This window comes from Desulfomicrobium baculatum DSM 4028 (genome assembly GCF_000023225.1).
Lineage (GTDB): Bacteria > Desulfobacterota > Desulfovibrionia > Desulfovibrionales > Desulfomicrobiaceae > Desulfomicrobium > Desulfomicrobium baculatum.
Genome location: NC_013173.1, coordinates 368323 through 382124, shown reverse-complemented (window position 1 = coordinate 382124; position 13802 = coordinate 368323). Strand labels below are relative to the sequence as shown.

11 protein-coding genes are annotated in these 13802 nt (G+C 59.3%); 2 read left to right on the top strand and 9 right to left on the bottom strand.

The annotated features are described in order from the left end of the window. Window positions 1-254: 254 nt before the first annotated feature. From DBAC_RS01700 to DBAC_RS01680, 5 genes are all read right to left on the bottom strand, one after another. Entirely contained in the window at window positions 255-737 is a 483-nt protein-coding gene (locus DBAC_RS01700; protein ID WP_012805537.1) for a single-stranded DNA-binding protein, read from the bottom strand. Between the two features lie 27 nt (window positions 738-764). After that, complete coding sequence (locus DBAC_RS01695; protein ID WP_012805536.1) at window positions 765-1115, bottom strand: hypothetical protein; 351 nt, start codon at window positions 1113-1115, stop codon at window positions 765-767. Beyond that, the gene (locus tag DBAC_RS01690) at window positions 1115-1765 is read right to left on the bottom strand and encodes a biotin/lipoyl attachment domain-containing protein (RefSeq protein WP_012805535.1); all 651 of its coding nucleotides are present in this window, start codon (window positions 1763-1765) and stop codon (window positions 1115-1117) included. The genes DBAC_RS01695 and DBAC_RS01690 overlap by 1 nt, the downstream gene beginning before the upstream one ends. 9 nt (window positions 1766-1774) lie before the next feature. Further along, window positions 1775-4015, bottom strand: coding sequence for a carboxyl transferase domain-containing protein (locus DBAC_RS01685; protein WP_012805534.1), 2241 nt, complete (start codon window positions 4013-4015; stop codon window positions 1775-1777). Window positions 4016-4290: 275 nt separating this feature from the next. After that, window positions 4291-5721: an ATP-binding protein gene (locus DBAC_RS01680; protein ID WP_012805533.1), complete on the bottom strand. Its 1431-nt coding sequence runs from the start codon at window positions 5719-5721 to the stop codon at window positions 4291-4293. A gap of 345 nt (window positions 5722-6066) precedes the next feature. On the opposite strand from DBAC_RS01680, the gene DBAC_RS01675 reads away from it, so the two are divergent. Together DBAC_RS01675 and DBAC_RS01670 are read left to right on the top strand one after the other, a co-directional pair. Further along, complete coding sequence (locus DBAC_RS01675; protein ID WP_012805532.1) at window positions 6067-6903, top strand: purine-nucleoside phosphorylase; 837 nt, start codon at window positions 6067-6069, stop codon at window positions 6901-6903. After that, complete coding sequence (locus DBAC_RS01670; protein WP_012805531.1) at window positions 6896-8512, top strand: response regulator; 1617 nt, start codon at window positions 6896-6898, stop codon at window positions 8510-8512. Before DBAC_RS01675 ends, DBAC_RS01670 begins: the two co-directional genes overlap by 8 nt. 298 nt (window positions 8513-8810) lie before the next feature. Here DBAC_RS01670 and DBAC_RS01665 read toward each other — a convergent pair whose 3' ends face one another. The 4 genes from DBAC_RS01665 to DBAC_RS01650 form a co-directional block, all read right to left on the bottom strand. Further along, window positions 8811-10145: a sigma-54-dependent transcriptional regulator gene (locus DBAC_RS01665; RefSeq protein WP_012805530.1), complete on the bottom strand. Its 1335-nt coding sequence runs from the start codon at window positions 10143-10145 to the stop codon at window positions 8811-8813. 12 nt (window positions 10146-10157) lie between these two features. Continuing rightward, window positions 10158-11672 (bottom strand): PAS domain-containing sensor histidine kinase, encoded by a 1515-nt coding sequence (locus DBAC_RS01660; protein ID WP_012805529.1) that lies wholly within the window; start codon window positions 11670-11672, stop codon window positions 10158-10160. A gap of 136 nt (window positions 11673-11808) precedes the next feature. Next, complete coding sequence (locus DBAC_RS01655) at window positions 11809-12510, bottom strand: hypothetical protein (RefSeq protein WP_012805528.1); 702 nt, start codon at window positions 12508-12510, stop codon at window positions 11809-11811. A 4-nt stretch (window positions 12511-12514) separates the two neighbouring features. Then, a complete protein-coding gene (locus DBAC_RS01650; protein WP_043810219.1) occupies window positions 12515-13792 on the bottom strand; it encodes a sulfite exporter TauE/SafE family protein in 1278 nt (425 codons plus the stop codon). Window positions 13793-13802 lie beyond the last annotated feature (10 nt).

Below are 13802 nucleotides of genomic sequence, written 5' to 3'. Positions count from 1 at the left end.
AGTAAAGTAAAAGATGATGTATCGGATCACCTTTGTTGACATATTTTTAGGTACACAGCAGTCATAATACTATTTCTCGTGCAGAAAGTGCAAAATTGAAAAACTGTTTTATATTAGTATGTTACTTTTTTTAAAAAGCTCTAACTCAGAGCTCTAGAAGAGCCTCCCATCTACAAAAAAGTGTCAATAACAAAAAAGCGAAACCATTTCAGTGGCTTCGCCTTCATTATTAACACAGTTAAAACCGTTCCAACTCAGAACGGCGCGTCGTCCATCCCGCTGGCCTCGGAGGGAAAGGCTGGGCCCATGTCGTCGTCGTAGCCTGCGTTCGCGCTGCCGCTCTGGGGTCCTGCCTGGGGCCGCTGCTGGTACTGCGGGGCTGCGGCGTAGCCACCTTCGTTTGGACGGGAATCAAGCCCCTGCACGCGGTCGGCCTTGATCTCGGTGGTGTATTTTTCCACGCCGTCCTTGTCGGTCCACTTGCGGGTCTCGATCTTGCCCTCGATGTAGACCAGTCGGCCCTTGGCGAGATAGTTTCCGCAAAATTCCGCCTGCTTGCCCCAAACAACGATGCGGTGCCATTCGGTCTTCTCGACCTTCTGGCCGTCTTTGCCCGTGTATGTCTCATCCGTGGCGATGGAAAAATTGGCCACCGGCTGCCCGGACGGAGTGTAGCGCATCTCCGGATCACGGCCCAAACGGCCGATCAAGATTGCTTTGTTCAGACTACCTGCCATGTCGTCTCCTCGTGTATGTTGATTCGGTCATGGATTGGCCACCTGCCTTTCCAGCTCGCCAAGCCCCTCTTCGATCCGGTCGGAGGCCTGGTTGGCTGCCTGCGGATTCCAATCGGCAAGGTGCCGCTGCAAGTCCTCCACCGCCTTCACGACCTTGGGAAGTCCCGAGGCCACAACCGCGCGAAAGGCCTCAGGCATGACTCCGAACTGATACAGGTCATCAAGCGCCCTGACAAGCTCGAGCACCCCCGCCATCTCGTACGGAAATCCGGGTTTGGTCTCCTCGAAGGCCAGGCTCCAGAGCCGTGGCCATGTCTTGCGGACATCTTCCTCGTTGTAGGTGTAGGCGTACACTCGAACTTGCAGGACCTTGCCCATCAGTCTCTCTCCTCCCAGTCGCTCTGCACGCGGCTGACGACTTCCTGAATCTGGCCAAGCTGATTTTCAGGACAAACGCCGATAAGCGGGCTGTCCCGGTCCACGGAATCGTTGGTCTCGAAATAGACGGCATAGATGATGCCGGCCGGACCGCTGTAACGGATCGAGGTCTCGCGCTTCATGCGCGAAAGGATAAAGAGCTCCATCCCGTCCTCGATATGCACGCTCTGGCTGCCCTTGGTCTTCACCTTGATGTCCACGTCGGGAAAAAAATAATACTTCCCCTTCTCCGGAGCCAAAAACAGGGACAGGGAGCGGCGCAGGATGCGGGCGATGACCTCTTCGCGGGTCAGATAATGCCGGATGGTCATGAGCTCCTGACCGGCCTGCACGAACTGGCCGTCCTTAACCTCGCCCAGAGACATGACCTCGCCCTTCTGCGGGGCAAAGAGGGGTTTTTTCACATTCTCGCGTTCCATGCGGACCAGCAGCGTCCCGGGCACCTCTTTCCACGTGCCGCTGGGGCCGACGACCCGCACTCCCGGCTCTTTGGCCACGAATTCCACTTTTCCGCTATGGGGAGCCCGGATGGAGATTTTCTCGTAAGGCTCCTCGCGCAGCTCCCGCAACAATTCTTTAACGTCGATCACTGGTGACTCCTAACGGTAATAAAGGTTGCGGCCGCCCATGGTCTGCAGGGACTGGACCAGGTTGCCCCGGATTTCCCGGCGATCCCAGATGCCCTGGATATGCCCGCGAGACAGCGCCTGATAGGCGTTGTGGTAATTGGGCGGGATATCCATGCCCGTGGTCTCCTTGATGACCCCGGGACCGGCGAAACCGATATTGGCCGAACGCACCGCGAACTGGTACGGCGAGCACCCCAGAAAACTGGCCACCGGACCGGCGTAGGAATTGGTGTCGTAGAGCACCAGGTACAGGCCGCCGGCTTCCGTGTAGCGGCGCACGGCCATGGTGCAACGCGGCATCTGGATGACGCCGTTGACGCCTTCCTGGATGCGGATGCCCGCGGTGCCGTGCACATAGGACAGGAAAGGCAGCTGTTTTTTACGCGCACGCTCCATGGCACGCATGAACTTCTCGCCCTCGGCCGCGCCCACGCTGCCGCCGCGAAAAGCGCCCATGAACATGGCGACCATGACCGACGTGCCCTCGATGCGGGCTTCGAAGGTCATGCACCCGCACTTGTGGCCGGTCTTGCGCTTGGCTTCGTCGAGTTTCAGGTCGAACCCGTCGAACTTGAGGGGGTTGGTGGACTCGATCTCGCTAAAGACCTCGTAGATGGAACCCGGATCAAAGATGTTGTGCAGATACCACTGATATTCCATGGAAAAATGGTGTCCGCAGAAGCTGCATACCCCGGCCCATTCCCCGAAGAGATCCGGAGCCCACTGGTCCAGGCAGCCATGCACGGCGGTGTTGGGGCAGACCACGGCCCGGTCGGACTTGGCCTGGGGGCTGACGTACTGCCACTTGCCGCTGTTCTGCGCACCGTCGTCCCAAGCGGACAGGGAGGTCAGCCCGGCCTTGTCCACGTCCTTCTTGGCCTTGCCGAACGACAGCTTGGACATGACGTTCTTCCAATACCTCGTCGAACGGCCGACCACGACCTGCATCTCCGCGTGCACGTCCTCGGCCAGCTCCGTGACCTTCTTGTGCTGTTTGCCGAAGAGGTCGTAGCGGAAATAGGAGTACAGGGAGGAAAAGAACTCGCTGGTCCACTCGCTGCCCCGGCTGAACCAGTGGCGCTTGTCCAGGTAGGCGTCCTGGGCCATGCGGCGGAATTTCATGTAGCGGGTCCAGAGCAGGCGCTCCTTGGCCCGGCTGTCGAGACTCCAGCGCACGTACACGTCCGCGCCCTTGTGTCGCCGCAATGCGAACGACCGGAAAAGACGCATGCCCCGGACGTTCAATACAATCTCGTCGGTGGACGAAATCACGGATTTGCGCAGCTTGCGGAAGAAATCGTAATGCTCGGGTCTGGCGCCAAGCTCGGGTTCGTTGATCTTCCAGTCCACGAAACCCATGGCGCGGTTGTCGTCAGCGGTCATCTTGAGCTGCTTGGCGCAGTGCTCGATGAGTTTGGGTTCGGCCCGTTGCCCGCCGCGCAGGCGGCCTTCGATGGCGGCCGCGCCCTCAGGGGAAATGACCGAGTAGTAGCCGTGCGACATCATGATGCGCGTGTCGGCGAGGCCGATGGCCTCGGCTCCGCCGGAGCCGCCTTCGGAGATGACGGCCACGATGGGCACCTTGAGACCGGCCATCTCATAGAGATTCTTGGCGATCTGTTGGGCCGCTCCGGGATAATCCTCGATGGGGTAGGAGCCGGGGGTGAAGATATATGTATGGATGGGGATGTTTTCCGTCTCCGCGACCTTCATATAGTGCAAGGCCTTGGCGTTGCCCCAGGGCTTGACCGAGCCGCCGTTGCGGAACTCCTGGCCGTGGCCCTTTTCCTGGCCGATGACCATAACCGCCTGGTTGTGGACCTTGTTGCCCCGTCTGCGGGTGATGTACGCCCGCGCAATGAGCATGCTCGGGTCGATGCTGTAGTCGTCCTGGCCGCCGATCTCGGTGTAGTTGTCGTACACGTTCTCAAGAATATCCTTGAGACAGATACGCTGCGGATGCCGGACGATGCGCACCTTGTTCATGGGGGTCAGTTCGCGTTCGAGCTTCTTCTCCAGAAAACGGAACAGCTCTTCCAGGGTTTCCAGTTGCCGGACGGCTTCCTGCTTGGGCAGGCCGGGCTCGCGGGCGACGTACTCGCCGAGCTTGGCCTCCAGCATGATGACATTGGTATTTTCATCGGGCCCGAAGATGTCCAGAATATATTTCAGACGGTCCCGAAGTTCTTGTATGCGTTTTTCGATATCCATAAGAGTTCGCGATTGCCTCGCAGGCTTGGGTTATCAGGCTGCCCCGAAACGGAGATCTGCTTCGTCACTGCAGAAAACCCGGACCCTCGCGTCTGTAAAATACCCTTGCGGGCACACGTACGCTTCGGTCCTGGATTTTCTTTGTTTCTCGCATTTCACCATTTTTGAACAGCCTGAACATTGGTAATTATTCACTATCATACCGGACGAACCGGCGTAGCTTGAGCGCTTAATCAATACCCGGCGCGGAATTGATCCCGAAGCCGGCTCAAATTCTAGAAAGCCAGGATGCCCTCTGTCTTGCGCTTCAGGAATTCGACATTGGACTTCAAGGCCTCGCCGGAAGCGTTCACGCCCTGCAGGTTCAGAGAATTCAAAAATTCCACGCCACGAGCCTTGGCCTCGGCCAGGTCCTTGCCCCAGATGATGGCCAGGGCCAGGTTGGGGTCGAAATCCGTCGGGATCTCGTATTCCCGATCCGTGGGGACCTGACTGTGCAGCTTGAGCCAATCCTGCCCCGGCCAGCCAAAGGAGGTGATGCGGCCGACCCAGGGAGAGAACTTGTTGTCCGTGTCCTCGGCGATGATGCGGTATTCGATGCCGACGCCGTTCAGGGTGATGTCCTTCTGGGTGTACCCGAGCGGCGCGCCCAAACCCACCCGGATCTGCTCGGCGATGAGGTCCACGTCGCCCTTGCCCTTGATGGCGGCGATGCGGGCCGAAACCCCGTTCTCGACCTGGATGCGGGTGTTGACCTCCATCAGGAACGGCTGGCCCGTGGGGCTGACGATCCATTCCCAGGTCCCGACGTTGTCGTAGCCGGCTTCGCGGGCCATGCGCAGGGAGTATTCGGTGATGTCTTCGAGCACCTTTTTGGCGTCGAAGGCGTAGCGCAGGGAGGACGGGTCGAATCCGGGCGCGACCTCGATGCGCTTCTGGTGCCCGGGGGACTGCACCGAGCAGTTGCGGGTGCCGAAATGGACTGGATTCTGGCCCGTGCGGTCGGACACGACCTGCACTTCCAGATGGTTGAAGTCGAAGATGCGCTGCTCGATGAGCACGCCTTCATCACGGAACTGGCGCTTGGAGTAGCTCTTGATGCGGCGCAGGACGCTGCGGAACTTGTCCAGATCCTCCACTTCCTCGATGCCCATGCCGCCGCCTCCGGCCGAAGCCTTGACCAGGATGACGGGCTTGGCCACCCCCTGTTCCTTCTGAAAATCGAACAGGGACTTGGCGATGTGCTCGGCTTCGAGATCGTCGGTCACGGGCTTGTCCGATCCTGGCACCGTGGGCACGCCGAGCTTGCGGGCCAGGCGTTTGGTGTTGATCTTGTCGCCAAGCTCGCGGATGACCTGCCAGGAAGGCCCGATGAAAATGAGCTTATGCTCACGCTGGGCCACGCGGCGGGCGAAACGGTAATCTTCGGCAAAGAAGCCGTATCCGGGATGAATGGCCGTGGCCTTGGCCTCATCCGCCACGGCAAAGAGTTCGTTGGCGTCGAGATATGAACTGACCCGGTACAGGGACTCTTCCCCGCCGAGCTTGCGCGCCAGGACGCAGTGCTCGCTGTCCTTGTCCGGCTCGGTGAAAAGCGCCACAAATGCCAGACCCAGCTTGCGGCAGGCCTGCATGATGCGAATGGCGATCTCACCCCGGTTGGCAATGAGAACTTTATGTTTTTTGAATTCGATAGGGTTCTTCATGTTTAAAAGAGCCTTTCCTTGTATGAACTGTTGGGCGTTGAAAAAAGACGAAACTCCTTCATAAAGCCGGACCCGCTTATATCCATAATCGCATCGGGGCAAGTCCGGCCGGCGGGGCCATCCTCGCTGAAAATGGAAATAAACTCTTCGGAATCCTTGCCAAAACAGAAACAATCCGCAAGAAAGATACAAAATGAGTATGATTTCTTTAAATCGCGGCAGCCCCGAAACACGCTGCAAAATTTCAAAAAAACCAGCTTCTGGAAACCCTATAACAGCCTTTGGAGAACTGTCCAGATTCACGGGCCGACGAGCTTCCAGACTAAAAATACAAGGATAACGACAATGACCGATATACAGACCAGAGCCCTGACCGCCACCGAGTGGATCAAAAACAACTGCCCGTCCGCACCCAAAACCGGCCTTGTGCTCGGCAGCGGCCTGGGGAAATGGATCAAGCCCGCGTGGATTCAAAAAAGCATCCCCTACTCTGACATCCCCGGCTTCCCGGTCTCCACCGTTGAAGGACACGCGGGGGCGCTGCTTGTGGCCGAGATCAAGGGCACGCCGGTCTTCATCTTTTCCGGCCGCTTTCACCTCTATGAAGGCTATCGTCCGCAGGAAGTGACTCTGCCCATTGTCTGCCTGGCCCTGCTCGGGGCCGGCAACCTGATTCTGACCAATGCCGCCGGGGCACTCAATCCCCTCTTTGCCACCGGCGGGCTCATGCTGCTGACCGACCACATCAACATGACCGGGCACAACCCGCTGACCGGCCCCAATGTCGACGCCTGGGGACCGCGCTTCCCCGATATGTCCCAGGTGTATTGCCCCACGTTGCGGGAGCAGGCCATGCAGGCCGGGCTGGCCTGCGGACAGCGCCTGGAGCAGGGCGTGTACGTGGCGGTAGCCGGCCCGAGCCTTGAAACTCCGGCCGAGACTCGTATGTATCGCATCATGGGAGCCGACGCCATCGGCATGTCCACGGCGCCCGAAGCCATCACCGCCCATCACATGGGCCTGAAGGTGCTGGGAATTTCCTGCCTGACCAACAAAAACCTGCCGGATTGCATGGCCGAAACATCGCATGCGGAAATCCTAAGTCAGGCCAATGCATCCGCCGACGCCCTGGGTTCGCTCCTGTCCGCCCTCATCCCCAACCTGGGAGGCCGCCATGGCTGATCACGCCCATTTGCTCGCCGAGATCAAGGACAACATCCACCAAAAAGACCCCATCAAGGCACGCCTGGTACTGGGATACCTGGAGAACATGGATAAAAAAATCCGTGAGCAGGTGCTTGGCGCTTTCCGGGAGGCTGCGCCCGAGTTTGCCGTGCCGGTCCTGTGCAGGTTCATTGCCGAACACCGGGACATGGTCGCGGGCCTGCCGCTGGTCCGGGAAATCCTGGCCGTCAAGATTCTCGCCCAGCCGGAGCTGCTTGCCAAGGCCATAAGCGACCCGCAAACCCCTTGCCGCAGCATGTACATTGCCATGGCCGGAGAGCTGCGTCTGGAAGAAGTGGTCGACAATCTGATCGAAGCCCTGCTCGCGGCCTCTGACGTGAGCGAGATCAACCAGATCCTCGACACCCTGGGAGAAATCGGCGACCCGCAGGCCACCAACGCCGTCAGCGAGTTCCTCTATTCCGGCAACAGGATTCTTATCATCAGCGCCACCAAAGCTCTGGGCAAGCTGGCCACGCCCACCGCCATGCTGCGGCTGGCCGAACGCATGGGCACGGACAACCAGCTCGATCTCTTGATCCTCGACATTTTCGCCAAGGTTCAGGACTCCATCTCCCTGGACAAACTCAATGAGGCCATGCGCTCCCACTACGCCCATCTGCGCACCTACGCCAAAAAGACCCTGGTCGGTATCGGCCCAAAGGCCGTGCCCATCCTGACCGAGAATCTGCTCTTCGACGACGCCGACCTGCGCATCCATACATTAAATGTGCTGGGCGACATCGGCGACCCGGCCGCCATCTCGCCTATCCGCAAACTGCTGCACACCCACCCCGCCAACGCCAACGTGCGTTTCGCCGCCTACGAAGCCCTGGGCCTCTTGCCGCTGGACCGGGGGGCGTACGTGCTGACTCAGGGTCTCAGCGATCCGGTGGACCATGTCTGCATCGCCGCGGCCAAGGCCATCGACCGCAATTTCAACGAGATCATGGCCGCCGGAATCAAGAACCTGGCCAGCGAAAGGGACGAGGATGCCCACCGCATCATAAAGACAGCCATCAACGCCCAGGCCAAAGAGATATTCTTAAGTCTCATGGAAGAGGAAAGCTTCCAGCCCATGGCGTTAAGCCACCTTGGCCGGGCCCATCAGGACATCCGCGACTTCTTTTACGCCATTCTGAAAGAGCACGGCTACTCTGGGCTGGCATTGAAACTCCTGGCCCCGGAAGAAAAAAAGACGGCGGCCCGCAAACGCATCTGCGCCGTGGACGACTCGCGCATGATTTTGAGCATCTACAAATCGACCCTGCACGAACTGGGCTTCGAGCCCGTGCTCTTCGAATTCCCGGCCAGCGCCCTGGAATGGCTGCAATCGAACACCCCGGAGATGGTGCTTACGGACCTGAACATGCCGGACATCACCGGCATCGACCTGACCCGGGCGATCCGCAAATCCTTCTCCAAGAAGGACCTGCCTGTGGTCATGGTCACCACCCAGGACGAAGCCAACGACAACAAGGCCGCCCTGGAAGCCGGGGTCAACGACATCCTGCGCAAGCCCTTCACGGCGGAAAGTTTGCAGGCGGTGTTCAAGAAGTTCTTGTAGGAAGACATGGATTAAGAGGCAACCACCCCGCCCTTCGGGCACCCCTCCTTGGCAGGAGGGGAGTCGGAGCGGCTACTGGCGGATATTGCCGAGCGGCACCGCCTTAAAGAATTAAAGACATGAAACAGGAGGCGACCACCCCGCCCTGCGGGCACCCCTCCTTGGCAGGAGGGGAGTTGGAGCTCAAAGCGCTATCTCATTCTCCCCCTGCCAAGGGGGAGTACCCGCAGGGGGAGGGGGTATTTCCCCGTTGACTGACCTGCCCGCACGAGCGGGCCGGGTTGGGTCGGAAAAAAAATCACCCCAACCCCAGACGCTTCAACTTCTCCCGCAATGTCTTGCGGTCGATGCCCAGGATCTCGGCGGCGCGGGTTTTGTTGTCGCCGGTGCGGGCCAGGACCGCGCGGATGTGGTCCGCTTCCACCTCGGCCAGGGTCTTGTCTCCGTGCCGGCCACGGGTGATGGAAAAGCGCATGGACTCGGGCAGGTCGGTGATGTCGATGACCGGCCCGTCACCGACGATGACCAGACGCTGCAACAGGTTCTCCAATTCCCGGACATTGCCGGGCCAGGCGTACTGGGCCATGGCGTCCAGAGCCTCGTCGGTCATGCGCGGGGTCTCGCGATTCATGTCCGCGGAGAATTTGCGCAGGAAATGATTGGCCAGCATGAGGATGTCGTCCCCGCGTTCGGCCAGGGACGGCAGGCGGATCTCCACGACGTGAATGCGGTAAAAGAGGTCCTCCCGAAAAAGGCCCTGCGCCACCAGCCGTTTCAAATCCTTGTGCGTGGCTGCGATGATGCGGGTGTCTACGGTGCGGGTGCGTGACGACCCGACCATGCAAAATTCCTTGCTCTGCATGACCCGGAGCAGCTTGGCCTGCAAGCTCGGGCTGGCGTCTCCGATTTCGTCCAGAAAGATGGTCCCGCCGTTGGCGATCTCGAAAAAACCGGCCCGGCTGTCCTTGGCGCCGGTGAAGGCGCCCTTGACATGGCCGAAGAGTTCGCTCTCAAGCAGGGTGTCGGGAATGGCCGAGCAATTGACCGGCACAAAGGCCGAAGCCCTGCGGTCGCTGTTATAGTGCACGGCGCGGGCCACCACTTCCTTGCCGGTGCCCGATTCCCCGGAAATGAATACATTGGCGCTGGTCTGCGCGGCCTTGCGGATAAGCCCGTAAACGGCCTGCATCTCCGGACAGTTGCCGATGATCCCGAAAGCGCTGAGTTCCTGGCCGCCTGCATGGGCGGCGCGCCTCCTGACCTGTTTTTCAAGAATCCGCCGGACCACGGCCAAGAGCTCCTCGCCGGTGAAAGGCTTGGCCAGGTACTCTCCGGCTCCGTCGCGCATGGCCTCCACGGCCCCGCTGATCGTCGGATAGCCCGTGATCATCATGATCTCGGTATCCTTGAAATTGTCCCGCACATATTTGATGAGCTCCAGACCGTTTGCCCGAGGCATCTTGTAATCGGTGATGATCAGGTCCACGGGCGTCTCGTCCAGAAAGGCTCCGGCCTCCTCGACGCTGCCGCAGGTATGGACCACATATCCCGCCCCGGTCAGGTTGCGCGAGATGACTTCAAGGGTGGCGGGGCTGTCGTCCACGGCCAAAATTGTCGTAGCCTTGTCCTGCATGCTTTTTCGTCCTTATTTGTCGTCCATGGCCGGATTCATTTCACGCCCGCTCCCGCCGCAGGGAAAAGTGATCTCGAAGCGCGTGCCGCGGCCCGGTTCGCTCTCCACTTCGATGACCCCGCCGTGTGCATGGACGATCCCGTGCACCACCGCAAGGCCAAGGCCCGTGCCTTGATCCACGTCCTTGGTCGTGAAGAACGGATTGAAAATCTGCCGTAAAACGTCCGGGGTCATGCCCACTCCGCTGTCGCTGACCAGGAGGTAGACGTCATCCTTGAAGGACAGGGTTTCTATGGTCAAGACCCCGCCCCCGGGCATGGCGTGGATGCCGTTGACCACCAGATTGACGATGACCTGCTTCAGATGCTGCGGGTCGGCCATGATCGTCGGCAGACCTTCGGCCAGGTTCATGCGCACCTCGACCTTGCCCCGGGATGCGCTCATCTCGATGAAGTACAGGGAATCACGGATGACCTGATTCAAATCGATGAGCGTTTTTCGCAGCGGCACCTGACGACCGAAGATCATCAGCTTCTTGATCACCTCGCGGCTGTGCAGGGCCGCCTTGATGATGCTGTCCAGATCCTTCATGGCCTGCGCCGGAAGGCCCGGGGTCTGTTCGGCCAGCTGCGCGAACCCGAGGATGTTGGCCAGGGGCTCGTTCAATTCATGGGCCACTCCGGCCGCGAACTGGCCGATCTTGGCCAGCCGGTCGGCATGCTGCAATTGGCGTTCGAGGTTCCTCTTGGTCGACAGGGCTTCGCGCTTGGCGATGATCCAGCCCACATGCTTGGCCAGGGCGCCAAGAAGTTCGGATTCGGTAGGCAAAAAGGCATAGGCCGTTCCATCCTCGGCGCTGCCCGACAGGCTGACGCTGAGATGCCCGCGCTTCACCCTCTGCACCACCACCTCCTGCTCCAGGCGGCACGAGGCATCGGGCGTGAACTTTCCGCTGATGATCACCTGGCCGTCAAGCTGCAGACGCACGCCCGTGGACTCGGGATGCTGGAACGAAGGGGGGATGATGGCCAGTATCTCGCGCAGGATGTCCGGCAGCTCGCTGTCCATGTTCGAGACGATGCGATTCATGGCGTGCAGGCAGGACAATTCCTTGTTGAGGGCCACCAGCCGGCCGTGTTCGTGCAGCAGTTCATGCTGGCGCAGCACATGGGCCGTGACGTCCTGGCCGACGCAAAGCACGCTGACCAGACTGTGATGGGAATCGAACAGAGGCTTCATGTTCCAATCTATATAAATCTTGCGCCCATCCCTGGCCATGAGTGAGCCTTTCATGAACGCCAGCGTCCCCGCCTCGACGATCGCGGCGAAAATCTCCCTGGACGTGTCCGCGCGCTTGGCATCCACGCAAAGCTCAAACCAGTCTTTGCCTGCGATGGAACCTATCTCGTAACCGGAAAGCGCCTCGAAGCGCGAATTTCCATGGATGATCAGCCCCTTTTCGTCCAGGGTGATGACGATACCGTGGCTGAGCTCCATGACCGTATTGTAATACTCGGAAAGATTCATAACCGCTCCCGTACCTTGAGCCGGCTCACCTGGCAAAGGACATTCGCCCGGCCCAAAAAAATTCGGCGCGGCCCCTAAGAGGCCACGCCGAAAATGATGAATCACGTGCAGGGCAAGCCCCTGCAGGCATTGCACATTAATGACCGCTGATCTTCAGCCCCCATCCTTCGAACATGAAGAGGATGCCGAAGCCGTACCACATGGTGTAGAAGACATAGAAAACCAGGGAAAAGATAACTATTCCGGCCTTGTCTCTGATCTGCTCAGGCACGATGCTGTAGTAATTGTAGGCGGTCTCAACGACCTTGGCGTTGATGTTGAAGGCAACCTTGGCTTCCGCGAAAGCTTCCTGCTCCGTCAACCCCTTGTCTAAACCGGACAGGATCTTGTTCCAATTGTAGAGAGCCTGGCGGTCATCCTTGGATTCATAGATGGGGTACTTGGCCTTCAAGGCAGCGCCGTCATTATGATACATCTTGTCCGCGTCCTCAAGGCTGGCGCTCAGAATGGCGAGGTAGTCGCCGCTCACGGTCAGCTCCTTGCCCTGGGCGGAAGCCGTGGCCCCGGCGGTGGTGATCAGCGCAACGCTGTCGGCGGCCTGCGTCTCGCTTTCCATCTTCATGGTCACGTTGACCTGGTAGCCGGACACGGTCTTGGCCTCTTCCTTCAGGTTGTCGACATAGTAGGCCGAACCCTTGGAGATGGAGTTGTACAGGTTGTCCAGATAGCCCATGGCGTTGTGCCCGTCGAAAAGGGGCTGGAACATGGCGATAAGGACTATGAAGAAGGCCACGATCAGGACAAGTCCCCCGGTGAATTCCTTTTTATTGTGAATCATAAGATCAGTCCTCGTACTTCAGTGTCTTGATGTTCTTGAAGAAAGCCCCGAATACCCAGACGCCGAACAGGGCAATGACGATGAAGAACAGGTACATGCCCACCGTGTCCATGACCTTGGTAAAACCGGCCATGGATTCGGGCAGATAGCCCATGGCGACCATCTTCTTGGGCAGGGCGAAGAACCGGTTGACGAAACCGGCCATGACCGAAAGGGCGAAGAAGCCGCGAATGGTGATGCCGGGAACGACCTTGGTCACCAGCGCGCCGACCTGGATGCCGATCAGGGAACCGAGCAGCATGCCCATGGCCAGGGTGTAGAAGATGAAGCCGTAGATGGCGTACTGGGTGATGGCGCCGTAACCGGCCGTGAACACGATCTGGAAGATGTCCGTGCCGACGGTGGTGAGCGAAGAGACGCCCAGGATGTAAACAAAGATGGGGAAGGTCAGGAAGCCGCCGCCAACGCCCATGATACCGGCGGCCATGCCCACCAGGATGCCGGACAGGACCAGGAATATCCAGGAGATCTTGCGCCCGCCGGGAATGAGGCCCTGGTCGAAAGAGACCATGGGCGGCAAATTGACGGACTGCAGTTTCTTGGCGATGCCCGTCATGCCGGTGCCTTCGCTGGTATCATGCGCGCCGCCTGAATGACCGGCCTTCTTGGCGCTCCAGTAGTCGTACATGCCGTAAAAACCCAGGAAGCCGAGCATGACCGTGTACACGGTGGTGATGAAGGCGTCGCTCAAAACCGGATTGATATTGTAAAGCGCACGGTTGATGCCTGCGCCCACTGTCGTGCCGATGATGGCGCCGATAAGGAAGACGAAGGCCAGGGGCACGGACACGTTGCCCATCTTGCGATGCAGGACGCTGCCCATGATGGCCTTGGCGAAAATGTGAAAGAGGTCCGTGCCGACGGCCAGGATGCCCTTGACGCCCGCGCTCATGAGCGCCGGGGCGATGATGAAGCCGCCGCCCGCGCCGATGCAGCCCGAAATGAGCCCCGCGCCAACACCGACGAAAATCGACACAAAGAAAATATACAGGCTGTAAAAGGAAGGACTGTAGGCTTCCTTGCCGCCAATCACGGTCGGCAGAACCTGGCCGATTTCATCGGCATAGGCCCATCCGCCAAGCAAGGCGGGAATGAGCATGAGGCACAGCAGCCAGATCCGTTTCTTGTCGCCCATGATGATTCGGGCGTTTTCCACTTCCCACCGGGCAAAGGACCGCGAGCCCTCCACCATGAATGCTCCCCAATCTTTAAAGAATCCCATACGCGTTACC

What these genes read in the sequence shown, in the direction of transcription:
- DBAC_RS01700 (WP_012805537.1), bottom strand. Translation starts at nt 737, where the DNA reads ATGGCAGGTAGTCTGAACAAAGCAATCTTGATCGGCCGTTTGGGCCGT.
- DBAC_RS01695 (WP_012805536.1), bottom strand. Translation starts at nt 1,115, where the DNA reads ATGGGCAAGGTCCTGCAAGTTCGAGTGTACGCCTACACCTACAACGAG.
- DBAC_RS01685 (WP_012805534.1), bottom strand. Translation starts at nt 4,015, where the DNA reads ATGGATATCGAAAAACGCATACAAGAACTTCGGGACCGTCTGAAATAT.
- DBAC_RS01680 (WP_012805533.1), bottom strand. Translation starts at nt 5,721, where the DNA reads ATGAAGAACCCTATCGAATTCAAAAAACATAAAGTTCTCATTGCCAAC.
- DBAC_RS01675 (WP_012805532.1), top strand. Translation starts at nt 6,067, where the DNA reads ATGACCGATATACAGACCAGAGCCCTGACCGCCACCGAGTGGATCAAA.
- DBAC_RS01670 (WP_012805531.1), top strand. Translation starts at nt 6,896, where the DNA reads ATGGCTGATCACGCCCATTTGCTCGCCGAGATCAAGGACAACATCCAC.
- DBAC_RS01665 (WP_012805530.1), bottom strand. Translation starts at nt 10,145, where the DNA reads ATGCAGGACAAGGCTACGACAATTTTGGCCGTGGACGACAGCCCCGCC.
- DBAC_RS01660 (WP_012805529.1), bottom strand. Translation starts at nt 11,672, where the DNA reads ATGAATCTTTCCGAGTATTACAATACGGTCATGGAGCTCAGCCACGGT.
- DBAC_RS01655 (WP_012805528.1), bottom strand. Translation starts at nt 12,510, where the DNA reads ATGATTCACAATAAAAAGGAATTCACCGGGGGACTTGTCCTGATCGTG.
- DBAC_RS01650 (WP_043810219.1), bottom strand. Translation starts at nt 13,792, where the DNA reads ATGGGATTCTTTAAAGATTGGGGAGCATTCATGGTGGAGGGCTCGCGG.